This window comes from Xanthomonas arboricola pv. juglandis, assembly GCF_905367715.1.
GTDB lineage: Bacteria > Pseudomonadota > Gammaproteobacteria > Xanthomonadales > Xanthomonadaceae > Xanthomonas > Xanthomonas arboricola.
In genome coordinates, this window is sequence record NZ_HG999362.1 from 1,252,796 (window position 1) to 1,271,615 (window position 18,820).

The 18,820-nt window shown below is 67.1% G+C and carries 15 protein-coding genes and 1 pseudogene; 11 read left to right on the plus strand and 5 right to left on the minus strand.

Annotation, left to right across the window (positions count from 1 at the left end; genetic code table 11):
- Positions 1-113 precede the first annotated feature (113 nt).
- From KHN93_RS05360 to KHN93_RS05410, 11 genes and pseudogenes are all read left to right on the plus strand, one after another.
- Positions 114-2,195, plus strand: coding sequence for a phosphocholine-specific phospholipase C (locus tag KHN93_RS05360; RefSeq protein WP_212579232.1), 2,082 nt, complete (start codon positions 114-116; stop codon positions 2,193-2,195).
- Between the two features lie 10 nt (positions 2,196-2,205).
- Positions 2,206-2,388, plus strand: a pseudogene (locus KHN93_RS05365) (S46 family peptidase); the annotation flags it as partial.
- A 91-nt stretch (positions 2,389-2,479) separates the two neighbouring features.
- The gene (locus tag KHN93_RS05370; protein ID WP_104647091.1) at positions 2,480-3,124 is read left to right on the plus strand and encodes a histidine phosphatase family protein; all 645 of its coding nucleotides are present in this window, start codon (positions 2,480-2,482) and stop codon (positions 3,122-3,124) included.
- An 89-nt stretch (positions 3,125-3,213) separates the two neighbouring features.
- Positions 3,214-3,723, plus strand: coding sequence for a hypothetical protein (locus tag KHN93_RS05375; RefSeq protein ID WP_238150289.1), 510 nt, complete (start codon positions 3,214-3,216; stop codon positions 3,721-3,723).
- Positions 3,724-3,873: 150 nt separating this feature from the next.
- Entirely contained in the window at positions 3,874-5,166 is a 1,293-nt protein-coding gene (gene folC, locus KHN93_RS05380; RefSeq protein WP_212579234.1) for a bifunctional tetrahydrofolate synthase/dihydrofolate synthase, read from the plus strand.
- Between the two features lie 59 nt (positions 5,167-5,225).
- Positions 5,226-6,290 carry an SPOR domain-containing protein gene (locus KHN93_RS05385; RefSeq protein ID WP_212579235.1) on the plus strand — a complete coding sequence of 355 codons (1,065 nt, stop codon included), beginning with the start codon at positions 5,226-5,228 and terminating at the stop codon, positions 6,288-6,290.
- 224 nt (positions 6,291-6,514) lie between these two features.
- Positions 6,515-7,261, plus strand: a complete 747-nt coding sequence (locus tag KHN93_RS05390; RefSeq protein WP_016902227.1) for a CvpA family protein — start codon at positions 6,515-6,517, stop codon at positions 7,259-7,261.
- A 30-nt stretch (positions 7,262-7,291) separates the two neighbouring features.
- Positions 7,292-8,758: an amidophosphoribosyltransferase gene (gene purF / locus KHN93_RS05395; RefSeq protein WP_016902228.1), complete on the plus strand. Its 1,467-nt coding sequence runs from the start codon at positions 7,292-7,294 to the stop codon at positions 8,756-8,758.
- 264 nt (positions 8,759-9,022) lie between these two features.
- Positions 9,023-9,826: a ferritin-like domain-containing protein gene (locus KHN93_RS05400; protein ID WP_425600171.1), complete on the plus strand. Its 804-nt coding sequence runs from the start codon at positions 9,023-9,025 to the stop codon at positions 9,824-9,826.
- A 457-nt stretch (positions 9,827-10,283) separates the two neighbouring features.
- A complete protein-coding gene (locus tag KHN93_RS05405; protein WP_167704692.1) occupies positions 10,284-11,537 on the plus strand; it encodes a zinc-dependent metalloprotease in 1,254 nt (417 codons plus the stop codon).
- 135 nt (positions 11,538-11,672) lie between these two features.
- Entirely contained in the window at positions 11,673-12,092 is a 420-nt protein-coding gene (locus KHN93_RS05410) for a hypothetical protein (RefSeq protein WP_166768011.1), read from the plus strand.
- 251 nt (positions 12,093-12,343) lie between these two features.
- Here KHN93_RS05410 and lpxH read toward each other — a convergent pair whose 3' ends face one another.
- The 5 genes from lpxH to ppk1 all read right to left on the minus strand — a co-directional run bounded on the left by lpxH (position 12,344) and on the right by ppk1 (position 18,799).
- A complete protein-coding gene (lpxH, locus tag KHN93_RS05415; RefSeq protein ID WP_016902232.1) occupies positions 12,344-13,087 on the minus strand; it encodes a UDP-2,3-diacylglucosamine diphosphatase in 744 nt (247 codons plus the stop codon).
- A 156-nt stretch (positions 13,088-13,243) separates the two neighbouring features.
- Positions 13,244-13,786, minus strand: a complete 543-nt coding sequence (locus KHN93_RS05420) for a phosphatase PAP2 family protein (protein WP_016902233.1) — start codon at positions 13,784-13,786, stop codon at positions 13,244-13,246.
- Complete coding sequence (locus tag KHN93_RS05425; protein ID WP_212579237.1) at positions 13,767-14,903, minus strand: glycosyltransferase family 4 protein; 1,137 nt, start codon at positions 14,901-14,903, stop codon at positions 13,767-13,769. The genes KHN93_RS05420 and KHN93_RS05425 overlap by 20 nt, the downstream gene beginning before the upstream one ends.
- A 209-nt stretch (positions 14,904-15,112) precedes the next feature.
- Entirely contained in the window at positions 15,113-16,633 is a 1,521-nt protein-coding gene (gene ppx, locus KHN93_RS05430; protein ID WP_026064255.1) for an exopolyphosphatase, read from the minus strand.
- Between the two features lie 63 nt (positions 16,634-16,696).
- Positions 16,697-18,799 (minus strand): polyphosphate kinase 1, encoded by a 2,103-nt coding sequence (gene ppk1 / locus KHN93_RS05435; protein ID WP_039510626.1) that lies wholly within the window; start codon positions 18,797-18,799, stop codon positions 16,697-16,699.
- Positions 18,800-18,820: the final 21 nt, after the last annotated feature.

Here is an 18,820-nt window from a genome sequence, read left to right on the forward strand (position 1 = left end):
TGAAACATTGATGACGGTGGCTGTCGCAAAACTGTCGTGCTTGCCCGCTATACGTGTCGTACCCAGCCGCACTGTGCGGCGACGTACACGTATTTCCTGCAGGTTCCGTAGCCATGACGTCCTCCTCTTCGCGCCGCGATTTCCTCAAGCGCGTCGCCGCGCTGACCGCCGCCGGCGCCATGCCGTCCTCGATCGGCCGCGCACTCGCGCTGCCGGCCAACTCGCGCACCGGCACGCTGCGCGACATCGAACACGTGGTGATCCTGATGCAGGAAAACCGCTCCTTCGATCATTACTTCGGTGCGCTGCGCGGCGTGCGCGGCTTCGGCGATCCGCGCCCGTTGCAGCTGCGCGACGGTCACCCGGTATGGAGCCAGCCGGCCGCCGATGGTCGTCGCCTGCTGCCGTTCGCGTTCGATTCGCAAAGCACCTGCGCGCCGTTGATCAAGAGCCTGGATCACTCGTGGAAAGCCGGCCACGGGCAGGACCCGGCGCGCTGGGCCGAGTACGACGCCTGGGTGCCGTACAAGGGCGAATTGACGATGGGATATTTCCAGCGTCACGACATCCCGTACTACCACGCCCTGGCCGATGCGTTCACCATTTGCGATGGCTATTTCTGTTCGCTGCACGGGCCGACCAATCCCAATCGCATGTACCTGTTCACCGGCACCAGCGGCCCGAGCGTGGGCAATCTCGGCGCGCAGGCGGTGACCAATGCCGACGACGGCAACTGGACCGCCGACATGGCGCGCGACAAGCCCGGTTATGCGGCAATGGACTGGACCACCTATGCGCAGCGCCTGCAGGCCGCAGGCGTGGACTGGCGCGTGTACCAGGAGTACGACAACTTCGGCTGCAACTCGCTGGCGTATTTTTCGCACTACCGCGATCTGCACCCCGGCGACGAACGCTATCGACGCGCACGTGCCTGCGTGCCCGGGTCCACTGCAGACAATGCCGCCACCACGCAGGCCGAGCACCTGATCGCCGCAATCGCCGCTGACGTGCAGGCCGATCGCTTGCCGCAGGTGTCCTGGATCGTGCCGCCCACCGCGTACTGCGAGCATCCGGAAGCGCCGCCGGCCTACGGCGAATCGCTGGTGGCGCGCCTGATCGACGCGCTCACCGCCAACCCGCAGGTGTGGGCGAAGACCGCGTTGATCATCAACTACGACGAGAACGACGGCTTCTTCGATCACGTTCCCGCAGCGCTGCCGGCTTTGGATGCGCGCATGGGACGCAGCAATGTCGATACGCGCGGGGAGGTCTACGAGGGTGTGCCGATGGGGCTGGGCATCCGCGTGCCGATGCTGGTGATCTCGCCCTGGACGCGCGGCGGCTGGGTCAATTCGCAGGTGTTCGATCACACCTCGGTGCTGCGCTTGCTGGAACGCCGCTTCGGTGTGGCCGAACCCAACATCAGCCCGTGGCGTCGCGCGGTGAGCGGCGATCTGACCAGCGTGTTCGATTTCCGCAAGCCGGACGACTCGGCACTGAGCGCGTTGCCGTCGGTCGACGACTACCGCGCGCGCACCGCCGCGGTGCGCAACAAGCCGCTACCGGCGCCGCCGGCCCAGGCCAGCATGCCGCGGCAGGAGCCGGGACAACGTCCGGCGCGCGCGTTGCCGTATGCCTTGCAGGTGCATGCGCGCGAGCAGGGCGACGGCGGTGTGCAGCTGCAGTTCGTCAACAGCGGCGCTGCGGCGGCCGCGTTCAATGTCTACACCAGCGCTGCGAGTGGCGGCCCGTGGTACTACACCGTGTTGCCCGGCACCCGGCTCGACGATGTGCCGGTCGGCGCTGCGCACAACGGCGGCTATGCGCTGAGCGTGCATGGACCCAATGGCTTCCTGCGCGAATTCGCCGGCGACCTCGCTGCGTCCGGGACGCAATCGGCTGCGCCATGGTTGGAGGCGCGGCAGGACGGCGAGGTGCTGGTGCTGGACATCGGCAATGCCGGGCAGCAGCCGTGCACGCTGCAGCTGCGCGCGCTGGACTATGCAGACCCGACCGCGCGCTCGCTGCACCTGGCCGCAGGTCAGCGCCAGACCGTGCGTCTGGCGCTTGCTGCCAGTGATCACTGGTACGACGTGGTGCTGGAACAGCCGGGCGCGGCATTCCGCCGCCGTCTGGCCGGGCATCTGGAAACCGGCAGGCCCAGCCGCAGCGATCCGGCATTCGGGCGGGCCTGAGCCGTACCAGGGCGCGCCGGTGATGAGGCGGGTCGGCCTGGCCTTCGACGGCAACCGGGCGTCGGTGAGCCGCAACGGGATCTTCGATCCGGCGATGACCCGCACGATCGCCGTGGATAGCCGGTATTTGCCATGGGTCATGCCGGAAGTCGCTCCGGCACCGCAGCTGTTGCAGGAACTCGACATGCGCTGACGCGGGCGGCCGGCGCCGCAGCGTGAGGGGTTATCATGCGCTCCCGTTTCGCTGCGGCGAGCCGGCCCCTTCCCCAAGGAATCTCTCGCGCATGCGCATCCTGCTTGCCCGTCACGGCGAGACGCCGTGGAACGCCGAAGGCCGTTACCAGGGCCAGATCGATATCCCGCTGTCGCCGGTCGGCGAAGGCCAGGCCGCCGCCCTCGGCGCGCGTCTGCAATCGTTGGAGATCACCCGCGCGGTGGCATCGCCGCTGTCGCGTGCGCAGGCCACCGCCAGGCTGGCGCTGGGCAGCAACCGCGAAAACCTGCTGCAGACCGATGCAGACCTGCAGGAAATCGCCCACGGCGAATGGGAAGGCCTGCTGGCCAGCGAGATCAACGACAAGGATCCGGCACGTCTGCGCGCCTGGCGCGACGAGCCCGATACCGTGCTGATGCCCGGCGGCGAGTCCCTGCGGCAGGTGCTGGACCGCAGCTGGCGCGGCCTGGCGCGCGCGGCCGAAGGCCTGGGCGCGGCCGACACCTTGCTGGTGGTCGCGCACGATGCGGTCAACCGCGTGATCCTGTGCAAGATCCTGGGCCTGCCGCTGTCCCGGCTGTGGACCTTCCGCCAGGCACCGACCACGCTCAACCTGCTCGAAGGCGAGGACGTGGATCACCTGGAAGTGGTGCGGCTCAACGACTGCGCGCACCACACGCCGTTTTTTGGTGAAGCCAAGCATCGGGCGCTGTAAGACAACGCCCGGCACGGACGCTGGATGAGACCGTGGCCTGTGATATCGGCACAATTGCCAGGTGGCCCAGGGCGCTTCGCTACGCAGTTTTGGGCAGCGTGTCCGGCCTGTTGGCGCTGGGAGCGTTCTCCGACTTCATTCCTGCGCCTTTCCTGTCCGGTCGGGCCTGGATAGCGCCGATGGTGCTGCTGGGAAGCGGTCTGACGGTATCGATCGTCGCGCCGGCCTATCGCATCGGCGGGTGGAAGGCGGTCGTTGGCAAGCAGCTGTTCAACACCGTGCTGGCGCTCTGCCTGGCGCCGCCGCTCTTGGGATTGCTGTGCTGGCTGGTGCTGGCCAGAGGTGGGCCCTGGATCTACACCCGCATCGCCGGCGTCGATTTCGAAGAAACGCATGTCATGCAGACCGCATCCATGCCTAGCGCGCGGGCGTGTAAATACCGATTGAGTGGCGGGCCGCTCGCGCATCGTTTTCCGGGCCATCTGTGCATTGACGAAGCGCAGTATCGGCGTCATCCCGAGCAGCGCGTCTCGGTGCTGTTGCGCGGTCAACGCTCCGTGTTGGGCATGCGCATTGCTTCCATTTCCGATGTTCCTTGACTGCGGGCGACAGCGCTGCCTCAGTTGGTCACCAAGTTGTGCGCTCCCTGTCGGCCCATGCGACGGCGCGCGATCTGCCGGCATGCCTGGTGATGTGCGTTGCGCGCCGTCAAACGGCGATAATGCGGTTCTTCTCGCGCAGCCCTGACCGTGAACGCAACCGACTCCCTCTCCGACTGGCTCGCCTACATCGAGCAGCAGCATCCGCAGAACATCGCCATGGGCCTGGAGCGCGTGCGCGAGGTCGCTGCGCGGTTGCAGCTTGCCGCGCCGGCCAGGCACGTCATCGTGGTCGGCGGCACCAATGGCAAGGGGTCCACCGTGGCCTTTATCGAGGCGATCGCGCAGGCCGCCGGCTGGAAGGTGGGCAGCTACACCTCGCCGCATCTGCTGCGCTACAACGAGCGCGTGCGCATCAACGGCAACGAGGCCGGCGACGCGCAACTAGTGGACGCCTTTGCCGCCGTCGAAGCGGCGCGTGGCCAGACCGCACTGACGTATTTCGAATACGGCACGCTGGCGGCGCTGTGGCTGCTGCAGCGCTCCGGGCTGGACCTGGCGGTGCTGGAAATCGGCCTGGGCGGGCGCCTGGACGCGGTCAACATCATTGATTCGGATGTGGCGGTGATCACCACCGTGGATATCGACCACACCGATTGGCTGGGCGAAGACCGCGAGGCGATCGGCACCGAGAAGGCCGGCATCATCCGCGCCTGGAAGCCGGTGGTGCTGGGCGAAATCGACCCGCCATCGAGCGTGTTGCGGCGGGCCTACCAACTGGGCGCCAATGCGATCCGCGCCGGCAGCGATTATTTCTTCGAGCCGATCGAGGCGCAGCACTCGGACGCGCCGCAGTGGCGCTGGCGCGATGTCGCGGTGACCCTGGAGCTGCCGATGCCGGCCTTGCAGGCGCCGGTGCAACTGGCCAACGCCGCCGCGGCGATCGCCGCGTTGCAGGCCTTGCCGGTGGAACTGCCCGATGCCGCCTGGGCACAGGGCATTGCCAATGCACGGGTGGCCGGGCGGCTGCAGCGCAGCGACATCGATGGCGTGCAGGTGCTGCTGGATGTCGGCCACAACCCGCAGGCCGCGCGCGCGCTGGCCGATGCGCTGGGCGCGCAGGCGCACACCGGCAGCACCCATGCGATCTACGCCGCATTGGCGGACAAGGATGTGCTGGGCGTGGTGGAGGCGGTGGCCGCGCAGGTCGACCATTGGGCCCTGGCGGGGCTGGACGGTGCGCGAGGGCAGTCGGCGCAGGCCTTGCAGGCCCGTCTGCAGGGCAGTGCCGCAGCGCAGGCGGCCTGCCATGGCGATGTGGCGGGCGCACTGCGCGCGGTGCTCGCGCAGGCCTCACCGGGCGATCGGGTGCTGGTATTCGGCTCGTTTCATACCGTTGCCGACGCCCTAAACGCACTTCGTTCAGTCCACCCGGGTCGGTAGCCCGGCTGCGGCCTTATAATCGCCGCGGCACCCCGCCACGCCGCCTCTCGTCTCATTACGTGGATACTGCTCTGAAACAGCGACTGATTGGCGCCATCGTTCTGGTGGCGCTTGCCGTGATCTTCCTGCCGATGCTGGTCAAGGGCCCTGCGCCGTCGAGCGGCGTGGCCGATGTGCCGCTGGAGGCGCCTGCCGCACCGGCCAATGGCGAGTTCGAAACCCGCGAATTGCCGCTGGTCACCCCGGGCGATGCGCCGGCCGGTGGCGCACTGGGCATGCGCGGCGCCGCCACGGCGCCGGCTGCGATGCAGGACAACCCGGATGCGGCCGATCTGGCCAACCCGTCCAGCGCGCCGTCGGCGCCTGAGCTGGCGGCCGGCAACTACGCGGTCAACTTCGGCGCCTACGCCACCAGCGCCGATGCCGACGCGGTGCTGGCGCGGCTCAAGCAGGCGCAGCTGCCCGGCTTCAGCGAAAAGACCCAGATCAACGGCCGGCCGGCCTGGCGCGTGCGCGTGGGGCCGTATGTCGACCAGGCGCAGGCCGAATCGGCGCGCCTGCAGGCAGTGAAGGTGCGCAGCGACGTCAACGCCCAGGTGGTGACGCTGGATGCCAATGCCGCCGCGCCAGCGCCTGCAGCCAGTACACCGACGCCGGCGCCGGCGCCGGCCGCAAAACCCAGCAGCAGCGTGGCCGCCGCCAGCACCGCCGCACCGACCAAGACCGAAAGCCTGCCGCCGGAGCCGGCCAAGCCGGTGGTCGCCGCGCCCAAGCCGGCCGAAGCGCCCAAGCCCGCTCCGGCCAAGCCGGAGGTGGCGAAAACGGAGCCGGCCAAGCCCGAGCCCGCCAAGCCGGCCGTCGCCGCGCCGGCAGCGCCTGCGGCCAGTTCGGTCGGCTTTGCGGTGCAGCTGGGCGCCTTCGGGCGCGCCGAAGACGCCGACGCCTTGCGCGATCGCGTGCGCGCCGCCGGTTTCAGTGCCTTCGTCGAACAGGTGCGGACCGACAAGGGCGCGCTCAACCGCGTGCGGGTCGGCCCGGTGGCCAACCGTGGCGATGCCGAACAGTTGCGTGCGCAGGTGGCGGCCAAGGTCGGCATTTCCGGCATGGTGCGTCCGCATCCGTAAACCATTGCGCCTCCATCGGGCGGGCGCGGTGCATGGTGGAGATCGGCATGCCGGTTGGTTCGCTACGTGCAGTGCGGCTCGTCCGCAGCCCGCCTGATCGCCGCTTGCGTTGTATCGCCAGCGGCGAGCGGATTTCCTGATCGCCTCACACCCATGGAGGGGAGCGCAATGAACACCGAGCCAGGTTGGACCAGCGGCGCGCGCGCCGCGCGGAGAAGTGGGCAATGATCGACATGGTGCTGGGCGTCATCATCCTGGTGTCGGCCCTGTTGGGCCTGCTGCGCGGATTTGTCGCCATCGTGGTCGGCACGCTGTCGTGGTTGCTGGCTGGCTGGGCGACGTTCCAGTTCGGCGGCCCGGCCGCGCGCTGGATCGCCGACGGCAAGCATCCATCGGCTACCGAATCGTTCGGCGGCTACGCAATGGTGTTCGTTGGCGTGCTGATCACCGTGGCGGTGATCGGCATGGTGATCCGTGCCGGGGTGGATGCGGTGCGCCTGGGCGGGATGGACCGCATGCTCGGGTTCGGCCTGGGTCTGGTGCGCGGCGGTTTTCTGGCCAGCGTGCTGGTGCTGCTGATGAGCTTCACGCCGCTGCCGCGCGAGCCGTCCTGGCGCCAGTCGATGCTGATGCCGATGCTGTCGCCGGGCGCGAGCTGGATGCGGGCGCAACTGCCGGCCTGGCGGATGCCGTCGATGGACATGCCATCAATGGAACTCGGCAACTTGCCAACGGAGTTGGGGAAGTTGCCCTCGGCAGGCGATAATACGGACCTGGGCAAGGCGCTGTCCGGGTCCGGTCTGAGCGACACCATCACGCGTGCGCTCGGGCAACCCGGTAAAGCCGCCAGCGACGGACGCGATCCGGCGCAGGCGATGCCGGCCAATATCGATCCGGCGCAGGTTCGCGGCGGAGAAAGCGACCCGGCTCGGGTCGAGTCCCAAGGCCAGGCACGGCCCCCTTCACAGTAACGGCGCAAGCCGTAGCGGAGAACGCGCACCATGTGTGGCATCGTCGGTATTGTCGGCAACCAGAACGTCGCCGGGCAGCTCTATGACGGCCTGACCGTCCTGCAGCATCGTGGGCAGGACGCCGCAGGCATCGCCACCGCAGACGGCACGCGCCTGCGCGTGCAAAAGGCCAACGGGCTGGTACGCGACGTCTTCGACGAAAAGAAGATGGCGGTGCTGGAAGGCCGGGTCGGCATCGCGCATTGCCGCTACCCGACCGCAGGCTCGGAAGGCATGGACGAGGCGCAGCCGTTCTACGTCAACTCGCCCTACGGCATCGCGCTGGCGCACAACGGCAACCTGATCAACACCGAGGCCTTGCGCCAGCAGGTGTTCGAAGCCGACCGCCGCAACATCAACACCGATTCGGACAGCGAAGTGCTGCTGAACGTGTTCGCCTACGAGCTGGACGCGCAGCGCATGCTCACCCCCGAGGCGGCGATCCGCGCGGTGGCCGGCGTGCACCGCCGTTGCAAGGGCGGCTATGCGGTGGTCAGCGTGGTGCTGGGCCTGGGCCTGGTGGCCTTCCGCGACCCGCACGGCATCCGTCCGCTGGTGCTGGGTAAGCGCGAACACGCCGAAGGCACCGAATACATCGTCTCCTCCGAATCGGCTGCGCTGGACATCCTCGGCTACCAGCGCGTGCGCGACGTGCGCCCCGGCGAGGCGATGGTGATCACCGCGCGCGGCGAGCTGTTTTCGGAAGTCTGCGCCGCGCCGACCGTCAACGCGCCGTGCATCTTCGAGTACGTGTACTTCGCGCGTCCCGACTCGATGATCGACAACATCTCGGTGCACAAGGCGCGCATGCGCATGGGCCTGAAGCTGGGCGAGAAGATCCTGCGGCTGCGCCCGGACCACGATATCGACACCATCATTCCGATCCCGGACACCTCGCGCGATGTGGCGCTGGAGATGTCCAACGTGCTCGGGGTGAAGTACCGCGAGGGATTCGTCAAGAATCGCTACGTGGGCCGGACCTTCATCATGCCGGGGCAGGGCGAGCGGCAGAAATCGGTGCGGCGCAAGCTCAATCCGATCCACCTGGAGTTCCGCAACCGCGTGGTGCTGCTGGTCGACGATTCGATCGTGCGCGGCACCACCAGCCGGCAGATCGTGCAGATGGCGCGCGATGCCGGTGCACGCAAGGTGTATCTGGCCTCGGCCGCGCCGCCGGTGCGTTACCCCAATATCTACGGCATCGACATGCCGGCCGCCGAGGAACTGATCGCGCATGGCCGCAGCGAGCTGGAAATCCAGGAATTTTTGGGCTGCGACTGGCTGATCTATCAGGATCTGGAAGACCTGGAAGTGGCCGTGCGCGAAGGCAACCCCGACATCCAGCAGTTCGATTCCTCGTGCTTCAACGGCGAGTACATCACCGGCATCGAACCGGGCTATTTCGAACGCATCCAGCAATTGCGCTCGGACGATGCCAAGAAGCGTCGCCGCGCGTGAGGCTGTGCGGTAGCGCTGCAGCTCGGCACTACCCAGACATGGCCTAGAGCCGCTGTGCCACGCAGGAGTACCTGCGTGGCGATCGCGCGATTTGGCTACTGCCGATCGACAGGCGGGTGCGCCGCGCTGGTTCGGTAGTGGCGCCAGCCGCTGGTTGTTCGCAGACCGCACCTGCGACGGCTGCGTGGGGTCTCGATCGCCGCTGCAGATCGAAGCGCCAGTTGTCGATTTAGCGGCTACCGCAACGACGGAGTGATGGACACGATGGATCTTCTGCAAGCCGCATACGCCTGCCTGCAAGCGGCCGATCCGCTGGAGAAGGTCGCGTTGACGCAGCGACATGCGGCCGCGTTCCGTGCCGGCACGTTGCCGTTGCCACCGCCGCAGGCGGCGCCCCCGGAGCCGATCCGCATGCCTGGCCGACCTGCAAGGCCGGTGCTGGTGCATCCGCGCGAGGTGCCGCGGCGTGGGCTGGGCAACCCGGAAGGCCGCGCCGCCTTTATCCACGCCATCGCGCATATCGAGCTCAACGCCATCGACCTGGCTTGGGATGCGGTGTATCGCTTCCGCGGGTTGCCGGCGGAGTTCTATGCCGACTGGGTTGGCGTGGCCGACGACGAATCGCGCCACTTCATGCTGCTGCGCGCGCGATTGCATGCGCACGACCACGACTACGGCGACTTCGCCGCGCACAACGGCCTGTGGGAAATGTGCGAGAAAACCGCGCATGACGGCCTGGCACGTATGGCGCTGGTGCCGCGCGTGCTGGAAGCGCGCGGGCTGGATGTGACACCGGCGATGATCGTCAAGCTGCGCTCGCTCGGCGATACCGCCACTGCCGAGGTGCTGGACACCATCCTGCGCGAAGAGGTGGCGCATGTGGCGGCCGGCTCGCGCTGGTACCGCTGGTATTGCGCGCAGGCCGGCATCGAGCCGCGCGCGCGCTTCAAGGCGCTGCTGCACGAGTACGCCGGCGGTTACCTGCATGGGCCGTTCAATCTGCAGGCGCGGCTGCTTGCCGGCTTCGATGAGGACGAACTGGCCGATCTGGTGGAGCAGGCCGGCTGAGCCGCCGGTGGTGAATGCGTGGGCGGGCTGCAGTGCGCGATCTGTCGATCGCCATTTGCGGAGCAGATATCGAGTTGGCTCGCACCGACGCCACGCTGGTTGATGTGCGTTTGCAGCCTCGCTCATGAAGTACCGAGCGCATTGCGTGGCAGAACGATCGCAGCGCACCGGGGCGATGCGCATCGCATCCCTTCGTCATGACGTCGTGCCCGCGCCGGCTACCGCCAAACGGGACAGGCCACCTGCGCGGTAACGCGCCTTCGATCACCGGACTGTGCGCTGGGTCCTCCCGCACAACTGCCGGAATCGCATCCATTCAACGGCAGACATCACAAAACTGTAATTTTCTTTTGTAACAACTTGCAATCGGCACGGCCCGGCGCGCCTTAATGGCGTCCCGGGGGCAGGGGCCCGGTGTTTCACATCCGTTACTTCCATGTCTAAGGAGAGAGAGACGATGAAGTCGAAGTCGATGTGCACCACGGTGGGTCTGATCGCCATGTGTCTGGCCGGTTCGGCCGCCGCTGCCGGCAAGCCGCTGTATCAATCCGGCCCTGCGCTGAGCCGCAGCGCAAGCGCCACCGCCACTGCCGAACCCTCGTTGCAGCGCCTGCTCAGCGCACCGTCCACCGCCAACGCGCAGGTGGTCCAGCTCGACGCCGGTGCCGTCACCGCTTCGGAAAAGCTGCTGGAATTGCAGCTGGATGGCCAGACCGTCACCGCCACCCAGGCCAAGGTCGATGCGCTGGAAGGCGGCAATAGCGTGTGGTACGGCAACCTCGGCCCGCGCGCCGGCACCCGTGCCCGCACGCTGTCGGGTGTGGATCCGCTGAACTCGGCCATCCTGGTGCGCAGCGGCGATACGGTCACCGGCACCATCCGTTACGCCGGCAAGCTGTTTCGGCTGCGTCCGCTCGCCGATGGCCGCCATGTGCTGGTGCAGGTGGAAGAAAGCCGCCTGCCGCAGGAACACCCGGCCGAATACAGCCTGCTGCCGAAGATCGACATGCCCAGCGACGGGCGCGTCACCGCGGCCGCCGCATCGTCGGGCAGCCCGGCGACCATCCGCGTGCTGGTGGTGGCCACCAATCAGGCGGTGGCCGCCTACGGCGGCAACATGCAGTCGCTGGTGCAACTGGCAGTGGCCGAGGCCAACCAGGGCTACATCAACAGCAATGTCGGCATCACCTTGCAGCTGGCGCGTTACGAGACCACCAGCTATAGCGAAACCGGCAATTTCACTACCGACCTGCAGCGCTTCCGCGTGACCAACGACGGTTACATGGACAGCATCCACACCAGCCGCAACACCTACACCGCCGATGTGGGCGTGATCGTATTGAACAACAGCAGCTACTGCGGCCTGGCATCGGGCATCGGCTCCACCGCAGCGACCGCGTTTGCCTCGGTGTACTGGGATTGCGCCACCGGCTATTACAGCTTCGCGCACGAAATCGGCCATCTGCAGAGCGCCCGGCACGACGCCACCAACGACCCCAGCACCTCGCCGTATGCGTACGGGCACGGTTATCGCTACGGCAACAGCTGGCGCACCATCATGGCCTACGACTGCAGCAGCAGCTGCCCGCGCCTGAACTACTGGTCCAACCCCAACATCAGCTACAACGGCGTGCCCATGGGCAATGCCAGCACCGCCGACAATCAGCGCGTGCTGGTCAACACCAAGGCCACCATCGCCGGCTTCCGCTGAGGACCAAGCCGATCGTTCCGTCGTCGGGCCCGGCACGCAGGTGCCGGGCCTTTGCCGCTACTCGCAGGCGCAGTGATCGCGCAGACTAGAGGCACTGCCGGCAGCTGCCGGCGTGTCCTGCGGAGCGGAGCACCCATGTCCAAGTCCCTGCGTTATGCGGCGCTGTGCCTGGTCGCGCTGGCAGTTGCCGGCTGCAAACAGCAACCTGCCGACCCGGCCCCTGCGCCACCCAAACCGGCGGTGTCCGCGCCGGCAGCCACGACCGGCAACGATGCCCGCGCCCGCGCGCTGGATGTGCTGGAAACCCGCCTGCAGAACGACCATTTCTATCCGGACAACTGCATCAGCATCGTCGACGAAGACGACGCCGAGCCCGCAGCGGATGCGTTCGACTTCGCAGTGCGCGAGCGGCATGGCGACGAGTGCCCCGGCGATCCGCAGACCAACCCGGTGCGCGATCGTTTCCGCGTGCAGGCCGATGGCACGGTGCTCTGGTACGACATAGTCAACGCCGACTTTGTCGACTACGCCGAGCATGCGCGCAGCATGCAGTGATGCGTCTGGAGACTGCATGGACCGTGCGGTTGCGTACCAGCAGGCTGGCGCGATCAGGCGTGCCGCCAGCGCGTCAAGTTGAATTCCAGCACGGGTGAGCAGCACGCCGAGCATGCGCAGGCCTGATATCGAAGCAAGACGCTCACCTGTAGATGGCTCCGCCTGTGCCCATCGCGATCTGTCGCTTGCAAACGAGTTCCGGGTGAGCTGCCTGCGTCGAGCTGGCCGCTCGCTAGCTGCTGTCAGCCACGTTAAAGCGGCAACTGCTCCAGCGACACGCCGTCGGCATCCACATGCAATACCGAGCCTTGTTCGTACCAGTCGCCCAGCACGATGCGCGTGCAGGTCTGGCCACCGGCCTGCAGGGTGTGGATTGCAGGGCGATGGGTGTGACCATGGATCAGGCGGTCCAGGCCATACCGCACGAAGGTGGCCTCCACCTCGGCCGGGGTGACATCGGTGACGGTCTCGAAGCGCGATTGGTCGCCCTGCTTGAGTTCTGCATGACGCGCCTGGCTGGCAGCGCGTGCCTGCTGCGCGAAGGCCACCCGCGCGGCCAGCGGCTGCGCCAGGAACTGGGCCTGAAAGACCGGATCGCGCGTCTGCGCACGGAACGCCTGGTAGGCGGTGTCGTCGGTGCACAGCAGATCGCCATGCATCAGCAAGGTCGGGTGTCCGTACAAATCGACCACGGTGGGGTCGGGCAGGATGCGGAAGCCCGCACGTTGTGCGTACGCCTCGCCAACCAGGAAGTCGCGGTTGCCCGGCATGAAGAACACCGGCACGCCGCTATCGGCCACCGCATGCAGCGCCACGGCCACCGCATCGGCAGCGGTCGAAGGCGTGTCATCGCCGATCCAGGCTTCGAACAGATCGCCGAGGATGTAGAGCGCGTCGCTACCGGGCACCTGCGTGCGCAGGAAGTCCAGAAACAGCTCGGTGATCGCCGGCCGGGCCGGATCCAGATGCAGGTCGGAAATGAACAGGGTCGTCATCGCGCCATTGTACGGCGGGAGCGCGGGACGGGAATCGGGAATCGGGAATCGGTGGAGCGTTGCATCGCGGAGCGAGTGCCGGGTGAACGGCTGGCTGCGGCAACGAGAGGATCACCGGCCTGGTCGGGCAGATGCCGCGATGACAGCGCTCAATCCTCAGCCGAGCAACACCGGCAATCCCCACAGCGACAGGCTGGCCAGCACTACGCCGATCGCGGTGGCAGCGAGTACATCGCTGGGATAGTGCAGGCCCAGCACCACGCGCGACAGCGCCACGCCGGCCGAGAACGGCACCAGCAGGGGCGCCAGCCACGGGTAGTAGGCCAGTGCCACGATGCTGAAGGACACGGCGTGCAAGGTGTGTCCGGACGGAAAACTGAACTCGTCCAGCGGCGCCACCCAGGCGCGGATGCGCACGTCGGCCGCGTACGGGCGTGGCCGACGCGTCCAGCGCTTGAGTGATTTGTACAAGGTCAGCGCGAGCACGCCGGTGGCGGCCATGTGCGCAGATGCACGCACGCCGTCCATGCCGTCGAGCAGCACCAGCAAGCCCATCAGGCTGTACCAGAACACCCCATCGCCGAGCCTGCTGATGGTGGCGAATGCGCGCCGCACCGGGTGGCGCCGGCACCAGTGGTTGGCGCGCCGGCACCAGCGCGCTTCGTGACCGCGCAGAAGTTCAAGCCGCGTTGCCGACATAACGCCCCCGTGCCGCAGTGATGCCCATCAGCAAGGCCTCGAAGTCGGAGACCACGTTGTCCGGATGCAGTTTCTTCATCGCCTGTGCGGCCGCCGCACCCAGGCGCTGGCGCAGCGCATCGTCGTCGGTGAGTGCGACGGCCGCCTGGATGAACGCCTCGTCGTTCTCCACTGCCGCACCGCTGTGGCCGCTGCGCAGATACTCCCGTGCGGCGCCGTAGTCGAAGGCCACGGTGGCCACGCCGCTGGCCATCGCCTCCAGGGTCACGTTGCCGAAGGTCTCGCTGCGACTGGGGAACAGGAACAGATCGCCGCTGGCGAAGTGGCGCGCCAGCGCCTCGCCGCGCTGGATGCCGCAGAAGATGAAGTCCGGATTTTCGTGCGCGATCTTTTCGCGTGCCGGGCCATCGCCCACCCAGACAAAGCGCGCCTTCGGGCGGATCTGCTGCAGCTTGCGGAACGCGCGAATCGCCAACGGCAGGTTCTTTTCGTTGGCGATGCGTCCGACATAGATCGCGGCAAAGCCTTCGCCCTCGATGCCCCATTCGGCACGCAAGGCCGGATCGCGCCGGGCCGGATCGAACTGCTGGCTGTCCACCGCGCGTGCCAGCAACTGCACGCGCTGGAAGCCGCCGTCGCGCAGGAACTGCTGCAGCTCGCGCGTGGGTACCAGGGTAGCCTCGGCCTGATTGTGGAAGCGGCGCATCCAGCGCAGCGCAGTGCCCTGCAGCCAGGCGGCACCGTAGTCGGGCAGGTACTCGTCAAAGCGGGTATGGAAGCCGGTGGCGACCGGAATGCCGAGCCGGCGTGCGGCACGCATCGCCGACCAGCCCAGGGGGCCTTCCGTGGCCACATAGACCGCATCCGGTTGCGTGATTTGCCAATGACGAACGAGGCGCTGGGTTGCCGGCAACCCGAATTTCAGTCCCGGGTAGCGCGGCAGCGACGCGCCGCGCACCAGCAGGGCGGGGGCCGCATCGGTATCGCCGCTCTGCCGTGGACGCACCACATCCACCTGGTGTCCGCGTGCGCGCAGGCCGGTTTCCAGCCCGTGCACGGTCAGCGCAACACCGTTGACTTCGGGGGGATAGGTTTCGGTAACGATCGCGTAGCGCATGCCCGTTCTCCGGTTTTCGCTAGCTTCCGGGAGGGCGATGGCATGGATGTTGCGCGGATAAGTCGCGGCGGTGACAAGTGCGACGGGATTAGGAATTCGGGATTGGAGATTCGCAAAAGCGGCCTTTGCGCATCTGGGCGAACACGCAATACATTACGTGCCGCGGTCAACGAATCCCGAATCCCGATTCCCGCCTGAGGCCGCAGGCCTCAGGTCACAAACGGTTTGAACGCGATCCCCAGCCCGGCCATGCTTTCGACTTCGCCGATCAGGTCGGCGCGCAGCAGCGGGCGCGAATCGATCCAGCTTTGCGACAGGATCAATGACAGGCGGGTGTCATCGGCGGTGAGTTCCAGGGTCGGAATCGGGTCCGATTCGTGTGCGCGATGCAGCAGCACCGCCAGCCGCAGCAGCGCGGCCTTGCGCCGGGTCGGCAGCAACAGGCGGTCCGGCAGTGCATCGAACGCGGTCTTGGGCACGTTGCGCCGGTGCGTGCGCACCAGCGATGCCAGCACCTGCTGCTCCTGGCGCGAGAAACCGGCGATGTCCGAGTGCTCCAGGATGTAGCTGCCGTGCACGTGGTACTGGCTGTGCGCGATGATCAGGCCCAACTCGTGCAGGCGCGCAGCGCGGCGCAACACCTGCGCGTCGTCGCCATCCAGCTGCCAGGATTCGCAGACCTGGTCGAACAGGCGGCAGGCCGTGGCTTCCACGCGCTGCGCCTGCACTTCGTCGATGCCGTAGCGTTGCACCAGCGAGGCCACCGAGCTGTCGCGCGGGTCGTTCTCGCCGCCGCGGCCGAGCATGTCGTAGAGGATGCCTTCGCGCATCGCCGCCTTGCTGACCATCAGCTTCTCCAGCCCCAGGGCCTGGAACGCCGCTTCCAGCACCAGGATGCCGCCAGCGATGATCGGCCGGCGTTCGGCGGCCAGGCCGGGCAACTGGATGTCTTCGATGCGCTTGGCCTTGAGCAGTTCATCGCGCAGCGCCGGCAGCGCCTCGGCGGTGATTGCGCCCTTGGTGAGCTTCATCGCCGCACAGATCTCGCCGATGGCCTTGTGCGTGCCGGACGAGCCGATCGCCTCGTGCCAGCCCAGCGCCTTGTACTGATTGGCGAACTGCTGGAACTCGGCGCCGATCTCGGTCAGCGCATCCTTCCATTTCTTCTTCGACAGCTTGCCGCCGGGAAAGAAGCGGCGCGTGCTGGCGATGCAGCCGGCCTGCAGCGATTCGCGTTCCAGGGTCTGGAACCCGCGGCCGATGATGAACTCGGTCGAGCCGCCGCCGATGTCGATCACCAGCCGGCGTTGATCGGGCTTGGGCGGTTGCGCATGCGCAACGCCGAGATAGATCAGGCGCGCTTCCTCGCGTCCGCTGACCACTTCGATCGCATGCCCGAGCGCGGTTTCGGCCGGCATCAGGAACGCCTGCGGCGAGCGCAGCTGACGCACCGTGTTGGTGGCCAGCGCGCGTACGCGTAACGACGGCACTTCCCGGATGCGCTGGCCAAACCGCGCCAGGCATTCGAGCGCGCGCTGGCGCGCTTCGTTGGAGATGCCACCCTTGCCATCCAGGCCGTCGGCCATGCGCACGGTTTCGCGCAGGCGATCGACCACGCGCAGCTGACCCATCAGGTAGCGCGCAATGACCATGTGGAAGCTGTTGGATCCTAAGTCGATGGCGGCGAGGAAATCGCCATCGCGCAGGGGCGGGATCGTGGGGGAGGGCATTGGCATGGGCGCATGGTAGCCGATGGGCTGTTGGCCCCGTGAGGGGCCAAGCCCGCGCCGCTTTCAGATCCGTTCGAGCAAGGTCATCTGCGCCGAATGGGCAGGCTCGCCAGGGCCCGGGATGCGCTTGTGATAGACGCCGTCAGCATCCAGTTCCCAGGCGTTGACGTTGTCGTCCAGGTAGTTCTGCAGCACTTCGCGGTAGACGCGCTTGGCCAGATCCGGGTCCAGGATCGGGAAGCAGGTCTCCACGCGCCGCAGCAGGTTGCGCTCCAGCCAATCGGCGCTGGCGCAATACAACTCTGCCGCGCCATCGTTGCCAAACCAGTACACGCGGCTATGTTCCAGAAAACGCCCCACGATCGAGCGCACGCGGATATTGTCGGACACGCCGGGCACGCCCGGGCGCAGCGTGCAGGCACCGCGCACGATCAGGTCGATCTGCACACCGGCTTGCGAGGCGGTGTAGAGCGCACGCACGACTTGCGGCTCGTTGAGGGCATTCATCTTGGCGATGATGCGGCCCGGGCGGCCGTTGCGGGCCAGCCGCGTTTCGCGCTCGATCCGCTTCAACACGCCGGCGTGCAGGGTGAAGGGCGACTGCAGCAACTGCTCCAGCTTCATGCGCGGGGCCAGCCCGGACAATTGCTGGAACAGCATGTGCACGTCATTGCCGATTTCCACATCCGCGGTGATCAGGCTGATGTCGGTATACAGGCGTGCGGTGCCACTGTGGTAGTTGCCGGTGCCCAGGTGCACATAGCGTTTGAGCTTGCGTCCCTCGCGGCGCACGATCAGCAGCATCTTGGCGTGCGTCTTGAAGCCGACCACGCCGTACACCACCTGCACGCCGGCTTCCTGCAGCTTGTCGGCCAGGCCCAGGTTGGCCTCTTCGTCGAAGCGCGCGCGCAGCTCCACCACCACGGTGACGTCCTTGCCGTTGCGCGCGGCCAGGATCAACGCATCGACGATCAGCGAGTCCTTGCCGGTGCGGTACAGCGTCTGCTTGATCGCCAGCACGTTCGGGTCGACCGCGGCCTGGCGGATCACGTCAAGCACCGCAGTGAATGCATCGAAGGGGTGATGCAGCAGCACATCGCCCTTGCTGACAATCTCGAAGATGCCGTCGTTGTCGCGCAGGGTGCGCGGGTTGAACAACGGATACTTCAGTTCGGGGCGCTGGACCAGATCGTAGACCTGGGTGACGCGGCTCAGGTTGACCGGCCCGACAATGCGGTACACCGCGTTTTCGTTCAGGCCGAAGTTCTGCAGCAGGGTGCGCATGATCGGCGCCGGGCAGTCGTGCGCGATCTCCAGGCGCACCGCCGGGCGATAGCCGCGGGTGACCAGCTCGTCGCGCAAGGCCAGCGCCAGGTTCTCGACTTCTTCCTCGTCCACCACCAGCTCGGAGTTGCGGGTGACACGGAACTGATACGAGCCCTTGACCTGCATGCCGGGGAACAGCTCGTCGACGAACTCGGACAGCACCGAGGACAGGAACACGAAGCTCTGCGTGCCCTCCGGCGACAGGCTCGCCGGCAACTGGATGATGCGCGGCAACGAGCGCGGCGCACGCACGATGGCCAGATGACCGGCGCGCCCGAACGCGTCCTGGCCCTCCAGCACCACCACGATGTTCAAGGTCTTGTTGAGGATCTTCGGAAACGGATGCGCCGGGTCCAGACCGAGCGGCGACAGCACCGGCATGATCTCGTTGCGGAAGTACGCTCGTAGCCAGCGCTTCTGGCGCGAGGTCCAGGCCGTGCGGCTGAGCACAGCCACGCCGGCATCTTCCATCGCCGGGCGCAGCACTTCATTCCACGCGTGGTACTGCTGTTCGACCAGCTTGGCGGCGCGGTCGTGCACCGCGTTGAGGATGGCGGTCGGGCTCAGGCCATCCGGCGCTGGCGGCAGGCCGAACTCCTGCGCGTGCCGCACGGTGGCGGCGCGGATCTCGAAGAATTCATCCAGATTGGTGCAGGAAATGCACAGGAACCGCAGCCGTTCCAGCAATGGCACCTGCTCGTCCAACGCCTGTGCCAGCACCCGGAAATTGAAGTCCAGCTGCGACAGTTCCCGGTTGATGTACAGCGCCGGATCGCGCAACGGATCGGTGGCGATGTCCTCGGAAGGTGTGACGTCGTGCAGTTCTTTGGCGTGGCCCATTGGAATCGGTCATCAAGACGG